The 20651-nt window shown below is 61.8% G+C and carries 17 protein-coding genes and 1 tRNA gene; 7 read left to right on the top strand and 11 right to left on the bottom strand.

Features of this window, described 5'->3' with window-relative positions; genetic code table 11:
* Positions 1 to 13: 13 nt before the first annotated feature.
* Together CRI93_RS09805 and CRI93_RS09800 are read left to right on the top strand one after the other, a co-directional pair.
* Positions 14 to 862, top strand: a complete 849-nt coding sequence (locus CRI93_RS09805) for a TIGR02757 family protein (protein WP_245850441.1) — start codon at positions 14 to 16, stop codon at positions 860 to 862.
* Positions 863 to 1066: 204 nt separating this feature from the next.
* Positions 1067 to 2416, top strand: a complete 1350-nt coding sequence (locus tag CRI93_RS09800) for a chymotrypsin family serine protease (RefSeq protein WP_098062457.1) — start codon at positions 1067 to 1069, stop codon at positions 2414 to 2416.
* 300 nt (positions 2417 to 2716) lie between these two features.
* Here the strand turns inward: CRI93_RS09800 and CRI93_RS09795 are convergent, their stop codons facing one another.
* From CRI93_RS09795 to hrcA, 4 genes are all read right to left on the bottom strand, one after another.
* A complete protein-coding gene (locus tag CRI93_RS09795; protein ID WP_098062456.1) occupies positions 2717 to 3262 on the bottom strand; it encodes a flavin reductase family protein in 546 nt (181 codons plus the stop codon).
* Positions 3263 to 3306: 44 nt separating this feature from the next.
* Positions 3307 to 4446, bottom strand: coding sequence for a molecular chaperone DnaJ (gene dnaJ, locus CRI93_RS09790; RefSeq protein WP_098062455.1), 1140 nt, complete (start codon positions 4444 to 4446; stop codon positions 3307 to 3309).
* A 131-nt stretch (positions 4447 to 4577) separates the two neighbouring features.
* Positions 4578 to 5192 (bottom strand): nucleotide exchange factor GrpE, encoded by a 615-nt coding sequence (locus CRI93_RS09785; RefSeq protein ID WP_098062454.1) that lies wholly within the window; start codon positions 5190 to 5192, stop codon positions 4578 to 4580.
* Between the two features lie 68 nt (positions 5193 to 5260).
* Complete coding sequence (gene hrcA, locus CRI93_RS09780) at positions 5261 to 6388, bottom strand: heat-inducible transcriptional repressor HrcA (protein ID WP_098062453.1); 1128 nt, start codon at positions 6386 to 6388, stop codon at positions 5261 to 5263.
* 628 nt (positions 6389 to 7016) lie between these two features.
* Here hrcA and sppA point away from each other — a divergent pair.
* Positions 7017 to 8807: a signal peptide peptidase SppA gene (sppA, locus tag CRI93_RS09775; protein WP_098062452.1), complete on the top strand. Its 1791-nt coding sequence runs from the start codon at positions 7017 to 7019 to the stop codon at positions 8805 to 8807.
* Positions 8808 to 8903: 96 nt separating this feature from the next.
* Here the strand turns inward: sppA and gpmI are convergent, their stop codons facing one another.
* Positions 8904 to 10433, bottom strand: a complete 1530-nt coding sequence (gene gpmI, locus CRI93_RS09770) for a 2,3-bisphosphoglycerate-independent phosphoglycerate mutase (protein WP_098062451.1) — start codon at positions 10431 to 10433, stop codon at positions 8904 to 8906.
* A 78-nt stretch (positions 10434 to 10511) separates the two neighbouring features.
* Positions 10512 to 11360, bottom strand: a complete 849-nt coding sequence (nth, locus tag CRI93_RS09765; protein WP_098062450.1) for an endonuclease III — start codon at positions 11358 to 11360, stop codon at positions 10512 to 10514.
* 108 nt (positions 11361 to 11468) lie between these two features.
* On the opposite strand from nth, the gene CRI93_RS09760 reads away from it, so the two are divergent.
* On the top strand, positions 11469 to 12674 hold the full coding sequence (locus CRI93_RS09760; protein ID WP_176521818.1) for a lipoprotein N-acyltransferase Lnb domain-containing protein: 1206 nt from the start codon (positions 11469 to 11471) through the stop codon (positions 12672 to 12674).
* An 18-nt stretch (positions 12675 to 12692) separates the two neighbouring features.
* Here CRI93_RS09760 and CRI93_RS09755 read toward each other — a convergent pair whose 3' ends face one another.
* Positions 12693 to 13529, bottom strand: coding sequence for a tetratricopeptide repeat protein (locus tag CRI93_RS09755; RefSeq protein WP_098062448.1), 837 nt, complete (start codon positions 13527 to 13529; stop codon positions 12693 to 12695).
* Between the two features lie 88 nt (positions 13530 to 13617).
* Positions 13618 to 14103 (bottom strand): hypothetical protein, encoded by a 486-nt coding sequence (locus CRI93_RS09750; protein WP_098062447.1) that lies wholly within the window; start codon positions 14101 to 14103, stop codon positions 13618 to 13620.
* A gap of 111 nt (positions 14104 to 14214) precedes the next feature.
* Between CRI93_RS09750 and rsmB the strand changes: the two genes are divergently transcribed.
* The gene (gene rsmB, locus CRI93_RS09745; RefSeq protein WP_098062446.1) at positions 14215 to 15519 is read left to right on the top strand and encodes a 16S rRNA (cytosine(967)-C(5))-methyltransferase RsmB; all 1305 of its coding nucleotides are present in this window, start codon (positions 14215 to 14217) and stop codon (positions 15517 to 15519) included.
* 2 nt (positions 15520 to 15521) lie between these two features.
* Here rsmB and CRI93_RS09740 read toward each other — a convergent pair whose 3' ends face one another.
* Together CRI93_RS09740 and CRI93_RS09735 are read right to left on the bottom strand one after the other, a co-directional pair.
* A complete protein-coding gene (locus tag CRI93_RS09740) occupies positions 15522 to 16340 on the bottom strand; it encodes a phosphatidate cytidylyltransferase (RefSeq protein WP_098062445.1) in 819 nt (272 codons plus the stop codon).
* Positions 16341 to 16371: 31 nt separating this feature from the next.
* Positions 16372 to 16740, bottom strand: a complete 369-nt coding sequence (locus CRI93_RS09735; protein WP_098062444.1) for a putative signal transducing protein — start codon at positions 16738 to 16740, stop codon at positions 16372 to 16374.
* Between the two features lie 242 nt (positions 16741 to 16982).
* Here CRI93_RS09735 and CRI93_RS09730 point away from each other — a divergent pair.
* Positions 16983 to 17056, top strand: a tRNA-Arg gene (locus CRI93_RS09730).
* 106 nt (positions 17057 to 17162) lie between these two features.
* On the opposite strand, the gene CRI93_RS09725 is transcribed toward CRI93_RS09730, so the two are convergent.
* Positions 17163 to 17420 carry a hypothetical protein gene (locus CRI93_RS09725; RefSeq protein WP_141491655.1) on the bottom strand — a complete coding sequence of 86 codons (258 nt, stop codon included), beginning with the start codon at positions 17418 to 17420 and terminating at the stop codon, positions 17163 to 17165.
* Positions 17421 to 17784: 364 nt separating this feature from the next.
* Here CRI93_RS09725 and ppc point away from each other — a divergent pair, with 364 nt between their 5' ends.
* Positions 17785 to 20643: a phosphoenolpyruvate carboxylase gene (ppc, locus tag CRI93_RS09720; protein ID WP_098062442.1), complete on the top strand. Its 2859-nt coding sequence runs from the start codon at positions 17785 to 17787 to the stop codon at positions 20641 to 20643.
* The last annotated feature ends 8 nt before the right edge of the window (positions 20644 to 20651 follow it).

The following is a 20651-nucleotide window of genomic DNA, read 5'->3' as shown; positions in this document are numbered from 1 at the left end:
AAAAAACAGTTGTGTGTCTGTGTCGTCATTTCAGGAACTACGTTCGTATTTGGATGCGCTGGTGGAGCGCTACGAGGAGCCGTCGTTCATCGCCGAGGACCCGCTGGGCATTCCGCACGGCTTTAACGATCCGCGCGATCAGGCGGTGATTGGGCTGTATGCGGCGCTGCTGGCGTGGGGACGGCGCTCTACCGTCATCAACAAGATGGAGGCGCTGTGCGAGCGGATGAACTACCGTCCGCATGCGTTTGTGGCCGATTTCAACCCGGCTCGCGATGCAGACGCGCTCGACGGGTTCAAGCATCGCACGTTTCAGCCGGTGGATGCGCTGTGGTTTACACGCAATTTGAGCGATGCGATCGATCGCCACGGCTCCATTGAGAACATCTTTGCGGACCACCTGCCCGACGACCCGGCGCATCCGTATCCGGTGGGACCGGCGATTCAGGGGTTTAGCACGACGCTGCTGACCATCAACCCCGGCACGCCGCAGCGGCTGCGCAAGCATCTGGCACGGCCTGAGGCCAAGAGCGCCTGCAAGCGGCTGAACATGTACCTGCGGTGGATGGTGCGTCCCGGTCCGGTCGACCTGGGGCTGTGGACGCGCATCCGCTCGGAGCAGCTTATGGTGCCGCTGGATGTGCATGTGGGGCGGCAGGCGCGGGCGCTGGGATTCATCGAGCGGAAGTCGAACGACTGGAAAGCCGTGCGCATCTTGACGGATGCGTGTCGGCGGCTCTGCCCGGACGACCCGGCGCGCTATGATTTTGCGTTCTTTCCGCCGGGCGCGCAAGACGAGCCGTTGGATGAGGCGTTTACGGGCGATAACGCGGTGCCGCCCAGCTCGTGGCCCACGGCGTGATTTCGTGCACTTCTGGCCCTGCATTTCTGCGCTCCGTGAGCGCGCCTTGCGGGTATATGCTCCAAAAGAGCACCCTATCGTGCTCCTGTAGTGTGTCCCCCCAGCCGGGTGCTTTCACGCCGGTCCATTATAGCAGCACCATCTTCATACGTACGCTGGAGATGCGTCCGCTGCACACTCCCCAATCATAATGGACACAGGACTATGAGCGCCTACTATGTACGATCTATTGGTTTAATCACACTGCTATTCATCGCCATCATCCTTCAGGGATGCGACATTGAAGCCATGAATGATGAAGACCCTGGAGACGACGAGCCAGAGGATCGCGACCGTATCAATATCACACAGCAAGAAGGCGGAAACATACACGACGACTTTGCTGCTGTATCCGAGCAGATTCCCGACTTTGGTGGCTTCTTCTTCAATGAGCAGGGCACGCCCGTCGTGTATCTGCAAGAACCCAGTTCCGACCGAACCAACGAGGTTCGCAGTGTGCTGGAAGAGGTGTGGGGAAGTGATGTGCTATCCCGTAGCGACAGCCCGCGCCGCTCGGTCGATAATCCGCAGATCGAATTGCGGGAAGGGCGCTATAGCATGCGCGACTTGGTTGTCTGGTTTGAGCAGCTCCACAATGTTTTTGAGGTCGAGGATGTTGTATTTATCGACCTTCACGAGCAGGAAAATGAACTAACCGTGGCCGTAGCTAACGAAAACGCACTCGGACAGGTGGAAGAAGTACTGGGCCAGATTGAGATTCCGCGAGAGGCTGTGACGCTTACGGTGACAGATCCCCTGAATGAAGACAGCCATACCGTACGAAGTGCGTTCGATACGCAGCGCGGGGGTACGCAGATTAGCAACGGATCGGGGCGATGCACTTTCGGATTCACTTCGTTTCTGGATGGCAGTTGGGGCTTTCTGACCAACTCGCACTGCACCAACCAGCGCGGCACCGTGTCGGGCACCACCTTTGACCAGCCGTCTGGTGGCAGCCAAATTGGGGTAGAAACGATTGACCCCGATTTTACAGACTGTGGATTCTTAGGGCAGCGCAGTTGCCGCTTTAGCGATGCGGCTTTCGCTGCCTACGACGAGGACGTTGAACCGGCATTTGGAGGCAGTTATCCGCTGATTGCGCGGCCGGAGGACTGGACGAGTCCCAGCCAGGATCAGCCGGGACCGCTGGACATTGACCACGGCTCGCCAACGCTTTCGATCAGAGGCACTGAGTCGTATCCCTTCGGCGGCGAGATGCTCGACAAGATCGGGTACCGCACCGGGTGGACGTACGGCTTTGTCTTTCGCACGTGCACCAGTGGGCGTCCGGTGCGCGATGGCTCGCGCATTCGCGTGAACGGGTCGATTATTACCTACCGGTGCCAGGACCGCGCCACCTACCACTCAAACTCTGGAGACAGCGGCTCGCCCGTATTCAAGTGGCATGGGGATACCGTAACGCTCTACGGCATTAACTGGGGCAGCAACTCCCGGGGCGGCGTGTTCAGTGCCATGTGGAATATCCGGGAGGACTTTAACATCGCGCAGCAATAGAAGGAAGACGCAGATCATACAACGCGAAATGCAAACGGTGCGTATCCGAGTGGATACGCACCGTTTTTCTTGGACTATACAATTCCCGGTAGCGGTTTAACGCTACGTGATGGAAGAAATATGCCCGTAGCTGGAGACTGGGAGCGCCGCCCAGCGCAGACGTCTCCGGCGGGACCGGCGTAGGCGAACGGGGGACCGTTCGCCCCAGGAAAGATTTTTACCAGGAGAGCCATCACTTACCGTCTATCCACTGCCCAATTCCCGGTGGTGCAAATGCACTACCGCTCAAATACTGGGCGCTCAAGATGAGCCGTTAGACGAGGTGCTTACGGGCGACAGTGCAGTGCCGCCCAGCTCATGACCCACAGCGTGATAGCCGCGCTCTACATACGTGATGCCCTGCGCATTCTCACGCGGCGTAATGCGCTCGACCTCGGCCACGAAGATGGTGTGGTCGCCCGCCGAATGGGCATTTTCGATGCGCGCATGCAGCACAGCGGCCTTGCCCTCCAGAATGGGAATCTGGTGCGCGTCGGGGGTGTAGGCGACCGGTTGAAACTGCTCTTCCGGCGCAAGATCGGGGCGGGCGAAGTGATTCGCGAAGGCGACCTGCGTGTCATCGAGCAGGTGGATGGCGCAGCGCCCCGCTTCGTGCAGGGCGGCATGCGACTGCGCGTTGCGGTCTACGTTGAAGCTGACCAGCGGCGGGTCGAGCGAGACGCTGGTGAACGACCCGATGGTAATGCCCCATGGTTTACCCTTGGCGTACGTGGTAACAACAACGACAGGGGAGGGCAAGCGGCGCAGAGTACTGCGCAGGGGGGGCGCTTCGGTGCGCGTGGACATGACAAGCAAGGCATAAGCGGGCAATAGAGCGTCTGTACGCAGCGTCAGGAAAAGACATCGCGCACTTTACGGAAGAACGACTTCTTCGGCGCCTGGTTGTCCGGATTCGGGTGGAAATTGGGATGCGAACGTAACTCTTCAAGCATATCGATCTCCTCGTTCGTGAGATCCTGGGGCGTCCACACGTGCACACGGATCATCTGATCGCCACGACCGGAGCTGTTGAGGTCGGGGATGCCCCGCTCGCGCATCCGCAGAATCTTGCCCGGCTGCACGCCTGCATCGATCTGGATGCGGGCCCGGCCTTTCAGTGTAGGCACTTCGACTTCGGTGCCGAGGGCGGCATCAGGAAACGAGAGGTAGAGGTCATAATAGAGGTCGAGCCCATCGCGCACGAAGTGCTCATGCGGCTTCTCCTTGATCTCAATGCGCAGATCGCCCGCCAGGCCGCCGCGGATGCCCGCATTTCCAGCGTCGGAGATCGTCAGGTAGTTGCCTTCGGTGACGCCCGCAGGCACACTCACGTTGATGGTTTCCTCCCCTTCGTAGCGCCCCTTGCCGCTGCAGGTGTCGCACGGGTTTTCGATGATACGCCCCTCGCCGTTACACTTGGGACAAGCCTGCACATTTACGAACTGGCCAAAGACCGAGCGCGACACCTGGCGAATCTCGCCGGTGCCATCGCACTCATTGCACATGACGTGGTTCTCACCGTCAACACCGCCTTCGGCGCCGGTGCCGTCGCAGTCGTCGCACGCCACGTACTTGCGCACCTTGATGTTCTTCTGCGTGCCGTTGGCAATCTCTTTGAGCGTAAGCGGCAGCTTCACGCGTAAGTCGCTGCCGGGGCGCCCACTGGAGCGCCGCGAGCGTCCGGCCCGCCCGCCGAAGATGTCGTTGAAGGCGCTAAAGATATCGTTGATATCCTGGAAGCCGCCGCTGCGTCCGCCACCGCCATTCTGTCCCAATCCGGCATGCCCATAGCGGTCGTAGCGCTGGCGCGTTTCCGCATCCGAAAGCACCTCGTACGCTTCGGCAGCCTGCTTGAACTTCTGCTCGGCCTCCTCGTCATCCGGGTTGCGATCCGGATGGTACTTCATGGCCTTCTTGCGATACGCTTTCTTGATTTCGCGATCCGAGGCATCGCGCGAAACGCCAAGTACGTCGTAATAGTCTTCGGGCATGAGGTCGGAGGGCAACAGTCAAACAGGCAGCAGAAACAGGAGAGCAGCCAGAGGGCCGCATGGCACGGGGGCATTCGGGGATCTGGCATCACCGCTATGGAATGCCAAGGCGTGCGGACTTGTTCAGTGCACTACTTTGCAACAACGACCTGGGCATGGCGCACCACGCGGTCGCCCATCCGGTAGCCCGCGCGAATCTCGTTGAGCACCGTGCCGGGCTCCACATTATCGGCAGGTTGTTGCATCATCGCTTCGTGCTTGTGCTCATCGAAGGGCTGACCTTCGGTTTCAATCCGCTCCACGCCGATATCGCCGAGTGCGCTGTGGAAGTTCTCGTGCACCAGCACCAGCCCGTCGCGCAACGACTCGTAGGCAGCTTCAAGGTTGTCATTCTCCTTGAACTGGTCGGCGGCATCGAGCGAGCGTTGCAGGTCGTCAATGGTGCCGAGTATCGCGTTAATCGCCTCGACCTTGCCTGATTCAAACTGCCGTTCGATCTGTTGATTCAGGCGTTTTCGTACGTTTTCCAGTTCGGCGGCTTTACGCAGAAACTGGTCGTTGATGGCGTCGCGCTCAGCTTCGAGGGCCTCAATCTGGGCTTCGAGTTCAGCTACCCGCTCGTTGGATGCTGCGGCTTCAGCAGACGTATCAGGATTCGCAGGCGTGTCGGGCGCAGCCGGATCGGGGGCTGTGTCGTTCAGCAGCGGGTCTTCGTCGGTCGTTGGGGAAGAAGGATTCGTGGCCATGTATAGCGTGAACGGTGTAATCAAAAAGGATAGTAAGGAGGTAGCAGGCTGCAGCGCAGGCTCCAGAGCTACAACGCCGTGTCGCCGGATGAATCGTCGCCGTTCGAGCGATTGAGCACATCGGCCATGGTCTGCACGAGTGCCACAGCGCGGGGGTAGTTCATGCGCGTGGGCCCCATCAGGCCAAGGGTGCCCACGGTGCTACCCATGCGGTACGGCGACACGACAATGGAGTACGACGCCATTTCGTCGTCGTCGTTGCCACTGCCGATGCGCACATAGGTATTGCCTGCGGCATCGGGCGTCGTGCATAGGTTTTCAAGCAGGTCAATGAGCAGGGCCTCGTCTTCCAGCAATTCAAAGAAGTGGCGGATGTCATCCGTTTCCTGAAATTCGGGCTGATTCAACAGGTTGCGCGCTCCCCCAAGCTGCAAACGGCCTTGCTGCGGTTCGCTGAAGAGCGGCGTCGCCTCTGCCTGCATCAAATCAACGATGCCGGTCGAGTCGTCGAGGTCGCGCACACGCTCTTCGTGCGTGTCTCGGATCTCGGCAAGGGTGAGCCCAGCCAAGCGCTCATTAAGCATCGACACGATGCGGTCGAGATCGCTGCGGTCGACATCGGCCTCAAAGTCAAGTACAATGGTTTTTACAAGGCCGCCGCTCACGTTGAGCACAAAGAGCAGGCGCGGGCCGGTGAGGGGCACAATATCGAGGCGCTCCAGCACGCCTGTCGACAGGCGGGGGCTGAGGGCAACGCCGAGCAGATTCGAGAGCTTGCTAAGCAGCTTCGTGCTCTCGCGCAGCATTTCGTCGGTATCGCTAACGAGTTGGGCCAGCTGCATCTTAAGCACCTGTCGCTCGGCATCGGAGAGCTTCGGAGCCTGCATCAGCTCGTCCACAAACGTGCGGTAGCCCATTTGGGTGGGCATACGCCCCGCCGAGGTGTACGGATGGTCGAGGTACCCCATGTCCTCCAGATCCGCCATCGTGTTGCGGATGGAGGCCGGACTCAGGCCGATGTCGAACTGGCGGGCCAGCGACCGCGAGCCGACGGGCCCCGCCGTGTCAATGAAGTGCTGCACGACTAACTGAAGGATGCGACGCTCGCGCTCGGTCAGCGGCGGTCGGTCGGTCTGCTGAACAGAGCGCGTGTCGCGCGAGCGGTCGGACGACGCAGAACGGGGGGGCGCGCTCATGGGTATCGGTGCTTCTGGGCAACAGCGAATGCAAATGCACGGAGCAGGGCGGGCGTACAGTGGTCGTACGCGCATGATGGTCGTACGGGGCTGCACACTTACTTTTTGCAGGACACCCGTGTTGGGCCCTGCGTGCAGTGCTACGGTTATTGAACGATCTCAGCGGATGGGGCTTCAAGCGGATGCTCGGAGCCTTGCGTCGTTGTGCTTCACACGTCTTGCAAGGAACCTATGCACACGCTCTCGTCCTCCCATCGATGTATGAGAGTTCCTAAGTGAACAGCCAGCTAATCGTTTCGCAAAAACATGTAACAGCATGAAGCGCTGGTTGCGTTTGAGGCGCTGTACATGGTACCATGCTGTACTTAAGGAGACGCACGGTAGTTTCTTTTCGTCGCCTCCCCCTACCCCCTTGCGGGCTATAAGTAGGTGCATGTAACGGTGCATGCGCCTCACACGTACATGTACCGGGCCGTTCCCTACTGCTGAGCCGTTCCCCTTCGCAGGGTAGCTCAGGGCTGTATCTTCCCGGCGTATATGCTTAAGCGCACGTGCTCAGGCACATTTGTTCGAACGTCTGGGGGGATACAACGGCCGTTTTGTTCTCGTTCATGCAGATTCAACCTCTATGCGGTTTCTTTCTACGCTCCTGGCCAGCGTTCTGGGCACGCTCATTGCCCTCGGGGGCATCATCGTGTTCTTTGTTCTGTTCTTCTTTGCCATTGCTCTCTCTTCAGAGTCTACACCCACCGTACAGCCCAGCTCCGTGCTCGTTATCGACGTGAACGGCGATATTCCGGAGCGTATGGCCAACGACCCTATTGCGCAGGCGCTGGGCGATGGCCCCTCGTTCGACATGACCGATGCTAACAGCGCACTCCGAAAGGCAGCCGCCGATGAGCGCATTGATGGCGTATGGTTGCGCATCCGCTCAGCCACCTCGGGGTGGGCCCGCCTCGACGACCTGCGCGAGAGCATCGCCACGTTCAAAGAAAGCGGCAAGCCGGTCATCGCGTCGGGCACCGACGCCGGGATGGGCGAGAAAGAACTTTACTTGGCTACCGCTGCTGACAGCGTGTTTATTCCGCCGGTGTCTATGTTTCAGATGAACGGCTTCTACACGTCGCAGCCGTTTTTCAGCAACGCCCTGGAGCGTCTTGACATTGAGCCGAAGATTGTACGCGTGGGCGAGTTTAAGGCTGCGGTGGAGCCGTTTCTGCGCGACGACCTCTCCGAGGAAAATCGTCTGCAGCTCCAGGCTCTGCTGGAATCGCAGAACGATCAGTTTAGCGAGGAGGTCGGAAGCGGGCGCGGCATGGAGGCGACCGAAATTCGCCGCCTGGCAAGCGAAGATCCAGTTTTGAGTGCCGAGGCCGCATACGAGGCCGGACTGGTGGATGCGCTGCTCTACCCAAACGAGATTGAGGACGCCATCCGCGAGCGAACCGGTGCCAGCAGCCTGACCACCGTGGGCGTGTCGCAATACGCGGGCGTGCCGGCCGAAGAGGCGGGGCTGTCGGTTGCTGAGAACGGGAGCGTGGCGGTTGTGTACGTCGAGGGCAACATCGTGCCGGGTGGCGAGCCCACGGCGTTTGGCGACCAGCAGACAGCCGCATCGGAGCCGTTCATTGAGGCGATGAATGAGGCCCGCACCAGCTCGGACGTATATGCTATCGTGGTGCGCGTGAACTCGCCCGGCGGCAGCGCCGCTGCATCGGAAGTGATGTGGAACGCACTGCGCCGCGCGGCCAACGAGAAGCCTGTCATCGTGTCGATGGGCGACGTGGCAGCCTCGGGTGGCTACTACCTGGCCGCAGGAGCCGACACCATCATTGCCCAAGAAAACACTATCACTGGCTCCATCGGTGTCTTTGGCGTCTTCTTTAACGCCAGCGGCTTTCTCGAAAACGAGCTCGGCATTACGTTCGATGCCGTGCAGACCAGTCCATACGCCGACATCTACTCCGGCGTGCAGCCGTTCCGCGACGACGAGCAGCAGCGGCTCGAAGAAAGCACGCGCCAGGTCTACGACACCTTCCTGAAGCGCGTGGCTGACGGGCGAGGCATGGATCGCTCCGCCGTCGAAGAGATTGCTGGCGGTCGCGTATGGTCGGGCCGCGACGCTCAAGAGGTCGGACTCGTGGATGAAATCGGGAGCCTCAGTCTGGCGGTGCAGCGTGCCGCTGAAGCCGCCAACATGGGCGAGGGGCCGTACCGCATTCGCGTGCTGCCGCGCCCGAAGACGTTCTTTGAGCGCTTTAACGAGTCGCTCAACACCAGCGTGCATCACCGCCTCCGCGCGCTCACGACCACCGAGATTGAGCGCACGTTCCTGGAGCAACGGCAGGCCCTGGAACGCCTTGTGGGCACCCATGGCACCATCCAGGCGCGCTTGCCCGTAGATATTCGATTCGAGTAGGTACTTCGCATCCCCAAACCAAAAAACCGCCCGCTCCTGGCTGATACGCCGGGAGCGGGCGGTGTGCGTTGTTGGGGGCGGGAAACGGGGGAAGGCCTACACCAGCACCGAGCCAGTCATCGCCTCGGGCGGATCGATGCCAAGCATCTTCAGCATGGTGGGCGACACGTCACCGAGCTTGCCGTCGTCAATGGCCGACACGCCGTCTTTGATGATGAGGTGCGGCACCAGCGCCGTGGTGTGCGCGGTGTTCGGACTGCCATCCGGGTTCTTCAGCTTGTCGGCGTTGCCATGGTCGGCAATGATGCTGATGCTGTATCCGGCCTCCAGGGCCGCCTCGACTACGGTGCGCGTGGCGGCATCTACCGCTTCTACGGCCTGCACAGTGGCGTCAAAATCGCCCGTGTGGCCGACCATGTCGGGGTTGGCAAAGTTAACCACGGCCAGCGTGTAGTCCTGTGCGCCCAGCGCCTCGGCCACGCGCTCCGAGAGTTCAGGCACGCTCATCTCGGGCTGCATGTCGTAGGTGGCTACTTTTGGCGAATCCACCATGATGCGATCTTCGCCCTCGAACGGCTCTTCGCGTCCGCCACTGAAGAAGTACGTAACGTGCGGATATTTCTCAGTTTCGGCGGCGCGGAGCTGCGTGCCGCCCTGCGCCGAAATGACCTCGCCGATGGTGTCTTCCAGATTCAGCTTCGGAAAGGCTACGGGCAGGTCGAACGTCTCGTCGTAGGGCGAGAAGATGACGTACTCCAGATCGAGCTTTTTGCCGCGGTCGAAGCCGTCGAAGTCGTCTTCGGTAAAGGCACGCGTGATCTGGCGGGCGCGGTCGCCACGAAAGTTATAGAAGATCACCGCATCGCCATCAGCAACGTGCGTGCGGGTGCGGTCGCCGTGTGTGATGTGGCGCGGCTCCACAAACTCATCGGTGATGCCATCGCTGTAGCTGTCTTGCAGGGCTGCCATCGGGTCCTCGAAGGATTTGCCCTCGCCCTTGGTAAGGAGCCGGTACGCCCGTTCGGTGCGCTCCCAGCGCTCGTCGCGGTCCATCGCGTAGTAGCGCCCCACAATCGACACGATGCGCCCTACGCCTGCGCGCTTCGCTTCTTGCTGAAACTCGTGCAGGTAGGTGGTGCCGCCGTGCGGATCGGTGTCGCGCCCGTCGGTGAAGGCGTGCACGCACACCTGACGGCGGTCGAGCCCTTCGCGGGCGGCCAGTTGCAAGAGAGCGTACAGATGGTCGAGGTGGCTGTGCACGCCGCCATCCGAGAAGCAGCCCATCAGGTGCAGCTTCTTGTCCTTCTTTTTGGCATGGCGTGCGGCCTCCACCAGCGGCTCATTCTCGAAGAACGATTCGTCTCGAATGGCTTTGTTGATGCGCGTAATTTCCTGATACACCACGCGTCCAGCCCCCAGATTCATGTGGCCAACCTCGGAGTTGCCCATCTGGCCGTCGGGCAGCCCCACGGCCTCGCCCGAGGCGGTGAGCCGGGCGTGCGGATGCTCCGCAAACAGGTCGTCAATGTGCGGCGTGTTGGCAGCATCAATGGCGCTCACCGACGGGTCGTCGGCCAGGCCATAGCCGTCGAGAATGAGCAGCAGATGCTTTTCAGAAGGCGTCATAAGCAGGTTGGTGTGTAAAGAAGACCAGTTTGTCGAGAACAGCGGCACAGCGCGCTGCGTCGCCAGACAACGGGTATGCTACCCATTCACCCGAAAGTCGAGCGGCTGCTTGGTGGGCTGGCCATCGCGGGTGCGAAAGACCATCATCGAGCCGCAGCGGGGGCAGGCCATCTGCTCCATGTCGTAGCGATCGATGTGCGTATCCGGCTCATCGAAAAACGAGTCGCAGGTGCGGCAGAAGTAGTCGCCTTTGCGCGTGCTAAGCTCCGGCATCGGGTCGGGCAGGCGCTGCAGGCGCGTATAGTGCGTGCAGATGTCGGTAAGCACGCAGGACGCGCATGACGGGTTGCGCGCGGTGCAGGTGTAGCGTCCGTGCAGGATGAGCAGGTGGTGCGCATCGCCCCAGTCTGTGCGCGGAATGATACGCTTGAGCTGGCGCTCCACCTTGGTGGGTGTGTTCGCATCCCGCGTAACGAGTCCAATGCGGTGCGACGTGCGATATACGTGCGTATCCACCGGAAGCGCAGCTACATCAAATGCCACATTGACAACGACTTGCGCTGTCTTGCGTCCGACGCCCGAGAGTTTCTGTAGGTCGGATACGGTGTCCGGGATTTCGCCCCCGAATTCGTCGCAGACTTTCCGGGCCATTTTCGCCAAATAGCCGGATTTGTTGTTCGGGAACGTGACCGATTTAATGTACGGGTAGATATCCTCCGCATCCGCCTGAGCCATGTCTTCGACCGTTGGAAACGCCTCGAAGAGCTTCGGCGTGGTCTTGTTCACGCGCTCGTCGGTGCACTGTGCGGACAAGATGACCGCGACCAGCAGCTCGTACGGATTCGTGTATTGGAGCTCGGTCGCCGGGCGGTCGATGGCGTCGCGGAGGCGTGACAGGGTGATGCGTGCGCGGTCGGTGCGTCCCACAGAATAAAAGCGTGTTATCAGATGCGAAGCGAACGTGTGCTGACGAACCGTGGAGCAGTGCTCTCGTTGACATCCGCCGTACACAACGCGTATCACAATGGACGACGTATGGCCTGGGTTTCTCGATATGTAGCCGCGGTACTGATGGGTATCATTCTGCTGGCAGGCCCCGATGCCGCAGCCGCACAGACCGCCGATCTCTCGTCCGAAGCCGACGTCTCGCTCATCACCATTCTGCCCGGACCCGCTGTGTACGAAGCCTTTGGCCACAGCGCGGTGCGCGTGCACGACCCGGAGCAAGGCATCGACCGGCTCTACAACTACGGCACCTTCCGGTTCGACCGTTGGTTCGTCCCTAAATTTTTGTACGGACAGCTCGATTATTATTTGAGCGTGGCTTCGTTTCCAGCGGCGCTGCGGCATTACGAGCAGCTCGGGCGACCCGTAGTGGAGCAGACGCTCAACCTCACGCCCGAGCAGCGCAGCGCCCTCGTGGGATTTCTGCGCACTAACGCCCAGCCCGAAAACCGCGTCTACCGCTACGACTTCCTGTTCGACAACTGTTCGACACGGATTCGCGACGCCTGCACCGACGTGTGGCCCACCGTCGATTGGTCCGACGCGCCCGACCCGCAGCTCACCTTCCGCGAAATGCTCGACCGCTACGTATCCGACCGGCCCTGGACCACCTTCGGGTTTTACCTGGCCCTCGGACCGCAGGTCGACCGCGCCGTAACGTCCCGCGAGGCCATGTTCTTACCCGATTTTCTACTGGATGCGGCTGATCATGCCACGATCGACGGTCCCTCTGGTCCCCAACCGCTCGCCGCTGCGCCCGACACGCTCCTCTGGATCGACGGCTACACGCGGGCCGAGGCATCCTTTCCGTGGCCCGTCGTGCTGCTCTGGGGATTCCTGGTCGCAGGCATTGTCGGCACCGCCCGACAGCGGCACAGCACAGCAGATTGGATGCGGGCATTCGACCGAGCGCTCTTCAGTGTAGTCGGCACGGCAGGTGCCGCCCTCGCCTTTCTCTGGTTCATCAGTCTGCACGAGGTCACCAACCAAAACCTGAACCTGCTCTGGGCGTGGCCCACGCATCTGGTGGCAGTAGCGTTCTGTGGATCGGAAAACAACCCGTATCTGCAGTTCTACTGGCGCGCCACGGCTGCTGCCGCGCTGGTGATGCTGGCGGGCTGGCCGTTCTGGCCGCAGGTGCTGTACGACGGACTCATCCCGCTTGTGGCGCTGCTTGGGCTGCGGGCCGCCTGGCATGGGCACGTGCCGGGGCTGCGTGCACCGCGCGAGGAGTAAGCCGTAGCGCACTGCGGCTCAGCTGCTGGTTTCCTGCAACAACGAACGCGCCCGCTCTTTGTGGTGCGGATCGGTCACATCCTGCTGCGGAAGAGCTATCGCACGCCGCAGATGGGTGCGAGCCTGATTCGAGTGGCCGGTTTCCAGTAACGTGCGCGCCAACTCGACGTGATGCACGACTCGTTCCTCAAGCGCGAGGGCGGTGCGGTAGTCAGATTCGGCATCTTCGTAGGAAGCATTGGGCAGGCCGCCGTACACCAGGTCCACAATACGCCGCGCAAAGAAGCCCAGTCCGGCCACCTCGTAGTGCCAGCGCCCACGCACATGATACGCCAGGTCATTCTCTGGATTAAGCGCAATCGCCTGGTCGGCATACTCGCGGACCGTACGCGACAGCTCGACCTGCCGCCGCGTGTCTGAGATTATGGCCAAGCGCCCGGCGGCAACGGCTTTTGTGAGATGCGCGTTTGAGCTACTGGGAATCAGGTCGACCGCCCTGGTCGCTTCCGCTAATGCTTTCTCGCACAGCGCCTTGCGCTGCCCTTCGTCAGCGGTATGCTCGGCCACGTCGGTGCGCGTTCGGGCCAGGCGCCAGAGGATGCCACCGTGGTCGGGATGCTCTTCGGCCAGCGCCTCCAACTCCTGCATGATACGCCTGAAATCGCTGGTCTGCCGCTCGTCTTCGAGCGCTTCGAGCCGGGCGTCAATCGAGTCAGACGGCAGCGGGGTAGACGCGATCGTTTCCGGCGCACGGTCGGTACCGGACGCTCCTTGAGCGAGAGCAGGGACGGCCCATATCCCAAGCAGAACGGCGAGTAGGACCGGTACATACGTAGCGGTTGATGGGCGTCGCATAGCAGCCGAGCATTGGGCAACAGGCAGCGGAATACATATCGCTCCTATTCGTGCGAACCTCTATCGGTTCAACATGAGGGCTGATCGGCTATGCATACCCAATGCGCCGCCGCGTGGCATGATTGGCGTCTACCTGCACATTCCCCCTTTCGTCGATAAAGCGCTCGGCGCTGTCGGGCGGAAAGCGCCACAGGTCGATGGGAGCCGTGCGCGCACCGGGCAGCGTCTCCTGAATCATCGCCACAAACGGATCGAGGCTCATGTCCCATTTGGCAAGGGCCAGGTGCGTATCAGGGTAGTGGCTGGTGAGATGCGCCAGTTTGTCGGCCGGTACATGGCCTGCCTCAGCCCAGAAGCGCGGACGCCCACGGCGACGGTCCATGGCCACCACGTCGGGCTTGTAGCGCCCCGGAATATCGATTTCAACCTCGGCATCGGGATACGCATCCAGATAAAACGCCCAGAGGAACGCCTTCATCCACACATGCTCAATGCGCTCGTGCTTGCGCTTTATGAACACGACCTGCTCGCCGTGCGCCTGAAGCGTGAGTTTGCGCCGTAGATGCTGATTCATGGCAACGAAGCGTAGTGCGCGTCATACGACCAAGCGATACGATAAAACGTTAACGGGTAGCGCCCCGCTGCCGTTTGATGCCGCACGCTAATCATTACCCTCCTGTTTCGCATGGCCGATTCTACGGTTTCGTCCGCTCGTCAGCTCGCCTACCGGGCGCTCACACGCATCGACCAGACCGAAGCGTACGTCGATCAGGTCGATATCGGCGGTACGCCCCGGCAGCGGCGGCAGGCCCGCGATGTCGTCGCAGGCGTAACGCGTCAGCAGCGCTGGCTCTGGTTTCTGATTACGCAGCTCTATAACGGCACTCCGAACGACCTGGAGCCGGCGGTGGTGCGCATCCTGAAGATGGGACTCTACGAACTGCTGTTTCAGGCTACGCCCGCGCGGGCCGCGGTGCATCAGTACGTGGAGCTGGCGAAAGACGTGGTGGGTAAGCGCGTGGCCGGACTCGTCAACGGCATCTTGCGCACTGCCGATCGTCAGCGCGATGATCTGCCGCAGCCCGACACCGGCGACCCGGAGCGCGACCTGGCGATCCGTACGAGCATGCCCACGTGGCTGGTGCGCCGTTGGGCGGAGGCGCGGGGGCTTGCCAAGACCGAGGCACTGCTGCATCGCCTGAACGAGCGCCCCACCTACGCGCTCCACCTGTTCGACGTAACTCCCGCCGATCTCGATGATCTCGGCGTAGCGTGGACGCCCTCGCCCTACGTAGACGGCATGGTGCGCGTAGAGGCACTGCAACCTGTTGTGCAGGCGGGCTGGCTCGACGAGGGCCGCGTGATGGTACAGGGCGAAGGCGCGGCGCTCGTGGTTGATCTGCTCGATCCGCAGCCCGGCGACACGGTACTCGACCTGTGTGCTGCCCCCGGCACGAAAACACGCTCCATCGCGCATCGCATGAACGGGCAGGGCCGCGTGTGGGCCAACGATCACAGCGCGCATCGGCTACAGGCGCTTCAGGAGGCGCCGGGCGCACCCGGCATCATCGAGACGCACACCGCCGATGCCCGCACGCTGACTCCGGAGGATGCGCCCGACGCGCCCACACACGTCTTGCTTGATGTGCCGTGCACCGGCACCGGCGTGCTCGGACGCCGCGCCGACTTGCGCTGGCGCCGCACCCCGAACGATGTGCAGGAGCTTGTGGCGCTACAAGACGAGTTGTTGGAGGCTGCTGCGCGCCTCGTTCCGCCCGAGGGCATCCTGGTGTACAGCACCTGCTCGTTGCTTCCCCAGGAAAACGAGGAGCGCGTGCAGGCTTTCCTGGACCGGCACAGCGATTTCGAGGTGGCGCCGCCTGCGCATCTCCCGTCTGATGTGCAGCACAACGGCTTCTTGCAAACTGATCCCGTAGCGCACGGCACTGATGGGGCATTTGGAGCGCGACTCCGCCGGACGGCCGCGTAGCGTTACCCGAACAGCAGGTGCAGGTACACCACGGCCAGCGGCACGGCCAGTGCCATCCCGTCGAAGCGGTCGAAGAAGCCGCCATGACCGGGCAGAAGCGACCCGGCGTCTTTGGCCGATGCGGTGCGCTTCAGCAGGCTCTGAATGAGATCACCGCAGATGCAGACGGAGGCGATAAGTACCGAAAGGACAACAACATGCAGCACGGGTACGGTGGGAAGCGCAAACACCGCGCCCCCCGCCAGGTAGAGCCCGCCCGCAGCAAGCGCCCCCCCGGCTCCGCCAAAAGCGCCCGCCCACGTCTTATTCGGAGAGATGCGCGGAGCCAGCTTGTGGCGTCCGAGATGCTTGCCTGCGAAATACGCGAAGATGTCGGTGCCCCACACCGCAAAGATCATCCAGATGGTACCGAGCACCGCGCTTTCAGGCGGCCAGGCGGTGTGCGTGCGAATGAAGAGCAGCGCCACGAGTCCGCCTGCCGGGTAGACCACCCCGAAGAGCGTAGCGGCAATGCGAGCGAGGTAGGCTTCGTCCGTGCAGAGTAGCGGACTCACCGCGAGCCCGCCAACGAGAACGAGCCCCGCCACCGTCCACAACGGCGGATGCAGCACCGCGAGCCCCAGCGACAGGGTAAGCGCAAATCCCAGTGGCTGCAGCGGAGCGGCGTTGGTTGAGGCGGCCAGCCCGTAGTACTCGTACTGCGTGGCCAGGGCAATGAACGCCATGACGGCTCCGAACGCATAGCCACCCAGATACACCGCCCCCACAAAGAGCGGTGCCGCCAGAAGCCCCGTTGCGATGCGCTGCTGTAGCTCAGTCACAGACTATGGGAGAACAGAGAGAGGATTGTCCTTACGCGTTGTCGTTGTCGTCGTCCTCGTCAGGGACGCTCAGGTCGGTGCGGTCGTAGCCGGAGTCGAGGCGGGCCTCGTCATCGGGGTCGTGGGCGTCGGGCGCGTTCGGGTCAGCGGCGAGGGCGGCCTCCTCCAGTTCGGCATCGGTGAGCTTGGTTTCGAGGATTTCGCGGGCCGACTCGGCATGGTCGGGGGGCACGAGCACGTTCACCTCGGCCAGGTCACTCACGTTCAGGTTGAATGCATGGTCGCGCTGCGTGAGCACCACCGCCGGAATGCCGCTGTCGTCGAGGCGATCGCGCACGATATCGGCTTCGTAGTCGGTGCCCGAGCTAAAGATCGGAATCCAGTTTTCGTATTTGGCCATAAGACGGCAGACTTGTCAGGAAACTTGTCGGGAAAAAGGACGCGCTCGCAGGACCGGTGCGCGCGTCCCTCGCACGTGGCGAGGGCAGAGCGCAAGGTATCCATGCAATGAACACATCCGATGGGAGATCCCATCTGTAGCGCACGACCTGTTCAGAGGGAGGCGGGGCTTCATCGATATTAACAGGAACAAAAACAGCCCCGATTCGCATCATGCCCGTAGCAATACATGTGTAGCCATGCGCGCTCGTAGCTCAGTTGGATAGAGCGTTGGATTCCGGTTCCAAAGGTCGGGGGTTCGAATCCTCCCGAGCGCACACACGCACCCCTTGTTGGGCTCTCTGCCCAGCAAGGGGTTTTGTTTTTGAGTAGGGACACGGCGCGTCGTGTCCCTACTGCATGATTAGACCCGTCTGCCGGATGCTACGACGCTTCTTTTGCAGGCGACAAGTCGATGATAAGGGCGATGATGCCCACCACAATTTGTAGCAATCCCCAGGTACCATCGTACCAGTGGACGACGGCGCTGTACCACAGCGTGAACGTAGGCGCGAACAAAAACCCAACAATGGGCCACCAGATGGTGGCAAAGACGCCTACAAACCAGTTGGTTAGCAGATACAGGGCAATGATCACACCGCGTGGTACGATCAGTGCGAGGGCAGCAAAGAGACAGGGCATATCGCCGAGAGAGCCTGAATGAGAGAAGGATTGTAAGAGGAATGTAGTGCATATGCTCGCCCCAAACCACCGCCGCACAGAGATCAGAGAGGGCAGTGCGCTATCGTAGGTCAATCGTGGGGGAGCAACGAACCCTTCTCAGGTGCTGTCATCCCGAGCACCGTCGAGGGATCTCCCTCACCTTCGGTATCGCCTTTGAGAGCGTAAATCATCCAACACGCAAACCGCTACTTTATGATATCGTGCCCAGCTCTGCCTCCAGATGCGACAATTCTGCCCAAAACGGAACGAGTTGTTGTAGTTTGGGGCGTGTGGTTCGTACTATGAAATGCGCATTTGCATCTACCAATCAAGGCACCGCTTTATGATACGCTGGCACGGATTGGACATTGAGGCTGAGGGCACCGGCATCTCGAAACCGCTTAGTCGGCAGGTAAACTTGCTTGGGCACATGCTGGGCGAGGCCACGCGTACCCATCTGGGCGATGCGGTCTTTGAGCGGGTCGAGCAGTTTCGGGTGCAGTGCAAGAAGGCCGTCGAAACCGGCGATCCCGCGCCGCGTGAGGCGGTGGCCGATGCGATGGCCGACCTGTCGACGGAAGAGCTCAAGGACCTGCTGCACGTCTACACCACGTTCTTTCATTTGGTGAACCAGGCGGAGCAGCGCGAGATCATTCGCATCAACCGAGAACGCGCGCGGCATTCGGGTCCGGCAGACTGGCCGCTCGGGCCGGGGTCGAGCAACGGCTACACGCCGAAACCGCGCCCCGAGTCGATCGAGGCGGCCATCAAAACGCTGCACGACGAGGACGTTCCGCTTGAGGAGGTCGGCTCCATTCTGCATCAGATTGACGTGCAGCCGACGCTCACTGCGCATCCCACTGAAGCCCGCCGCCAGACGGTGCTGCACAAGCAGCGCGACATGGCCCAGCAGCTCACGGTGCTGCACTCTACCGAGGCCACACCCGACGAACGCGCCGAGGCGCTCGACACGCTCTACGCGCACATCGTCTTCCTGCTGGGCACCGACGAAATCCGCGCCGCCCGTCCCACCGTGCGCGATGAGGTGCAGCAGGGCCACTATTTCCTGTACAGCACCATTTGGGATACGGTGCCGCGCATCCACAAAGACGTGCAGCACGCGCTCCGCAGCCACTACGGCGACACCGCCGATGTACCTGCGTTCCTGAAGTACCGCTCCTGGATCGGCAGCGACCGCGATGGTAATCCGAACGTAACGCCCGACGTGACGCGGTGGACGTTCCAGCGCCAGCGCCGCAAAACGCTTGTTCATCTGCACGACGAACTGACCGACCTGCGCGATGAACTCAGCCTGTCGAGCCGCCAGTACGGGCTGCCCGACGTGCTGCGCGAGTCGCTGGCAGCCGACCGTTCCAACGACCGTCTGCCCGATGCACTGGCTGATCGTTACGACCGCGAGCCCTATCGCGAAAAGGTAAGCTACATGATGGCGCAGGTGGAGCAGCTCCACGACGCCAGCACCTACGACACGCTCGAAGCCTGCCGCCTCGACCCACGCACCGACGCGTATCGCCCCGATGACCTGCTGGCCGACCTCGACGTGCTTGTGGAAAGCCTGGAAGAACAGGGCTTTGCCGATGCCGCCACCACCGGACAGCTACACCGCGTTCGCGTGCTGGTGCAGACCTTTGGCTTCCACCTGGCCGCGCTCGATGTGCGCCAGCATAGCAAGATTCACGAATCGGCCGTCGGCGCGATGCTGAGGGCAGCGGGCGTAACCGACGACTACGCCGCGCTCTCCGAAGACGAGAAGCTGGCGATTCTGACCGAAGAGCTTACCAATCCGCGTCCGCTCCTGCGCAGCTTCGAGGACCTGCCCGACGATGCCGCCACGCTGCTGGAGGTGTTCGACCTGCTCCACACCATTCACCAGATCGACGCCAACGCGGTGGGTAGCTACATCGTGAGCATGACGCACTCGGTGAGTGATGTGCTGGAGCCAATGCTGCTGGCCAAGGAAACCGGCTGGGGCACGCATACCGACGCGGGCTTTCAGGCGCCGCTCGACTTCGTGCCGCTCTTCGAGACGATTGAGGACCTGGCGCACGCCCACGAGCGCATGATCGATCTGTACACGCACAAGGCGTACGGTCCGCACCTGAAGGGGCGCGACAACTTTCAGGAGGTCATGCTCGGCTACTCCGACAGCAACAAAGACGGCGGCTACTGGATGGCGAACTGGGCGCTGCATCAGGCCATCGACCGGCTGGGACAGACCGCCAACGACTACGACATCGACCAGCGCCTCTTTCACGGACGCGGCGGCAGCGTGGGGCGCGGCGGCGGACATACGCATCAGGCCATTCGTGGCTTGCCCGCCAGCGTGCATAACGGGCGGATTCGATTTACCGAGCAGGGCGAGATCATTTCGTTCCGATACGGACTGCCCGAAATCGCCCGGCGGCATGTGGAGCAGATCGTAAATGCGATGCTCACCACCACCGCGCTCCCCCGCCCCGAAGCGCCGCACCACGACGACGAGGTGGCCGCCGTCCTTGACACCCTCGCCGAAACCGCCCAGACCGCCTACCGCGACCTGATTGACGACGACGAGTTCTGGTCGTGGTACACGCAGACCACACCGATTGAGCACATCAGCCAGCTCCCCATTGCCTCGCGCCCCGTCTCGCGCTCCGACGATGACGACGTCGCGTTCGACGACCTGCGCGCCATCCCGTGGGTGTTTGCGTGGACGCAGACGCGCTTCAACGTACCGGGCTGGTTTGGCACCGGCATTGGCATGGCTGAAGCGATGCGCCAGCACGACAACGCCCGCGAGATCTTGCAGCGCCTCTACCGCACGTGGCCGTTCTTCCGGGGCGCGCTCGACAGCGCCCAGCGCGAAATGGCCCGCGCCCGCCTTGCCATTGCCGACACCTACGCCGAGGAAGGTCCGGACGCCCCGTTCCCCGAGCACCTGCACGAGGACTTCGACGCTGCCGAGGCCGCCCTGCTCGACCTGACGGGACAGCAGCAACTCTTCGACAACAGTCCGGTCTTGCAGAAGTCGATTCGCCTGCGCAACCCGTACACCGATGTGCTGAACCTGGTGCAGATCGAACTGATGAAGCGCCACCGCAGCGCCGCAGAGAACGGCTCACCAGATGAGGAGGCCCTGCTGCAAGAAGCACTCCTGCTCAGCATCAACGGCATCGCCGCTGCCATGCAGAGCACGGGGTAGGATCATGC

The organism is Longimonas halophila (assembly GCF_002554705.1).
In the GTDB taxonomy this organism is placed as follows: domain Bacteria; phylum Bacteroidota; class Rhodothermia; order Rhodothermales; family Salinibacteraceae; genus Longimonas; species Longimonas halophila.
This window is presented reverse-complemented; position numbering and strand designations above follow the sequence as displayed.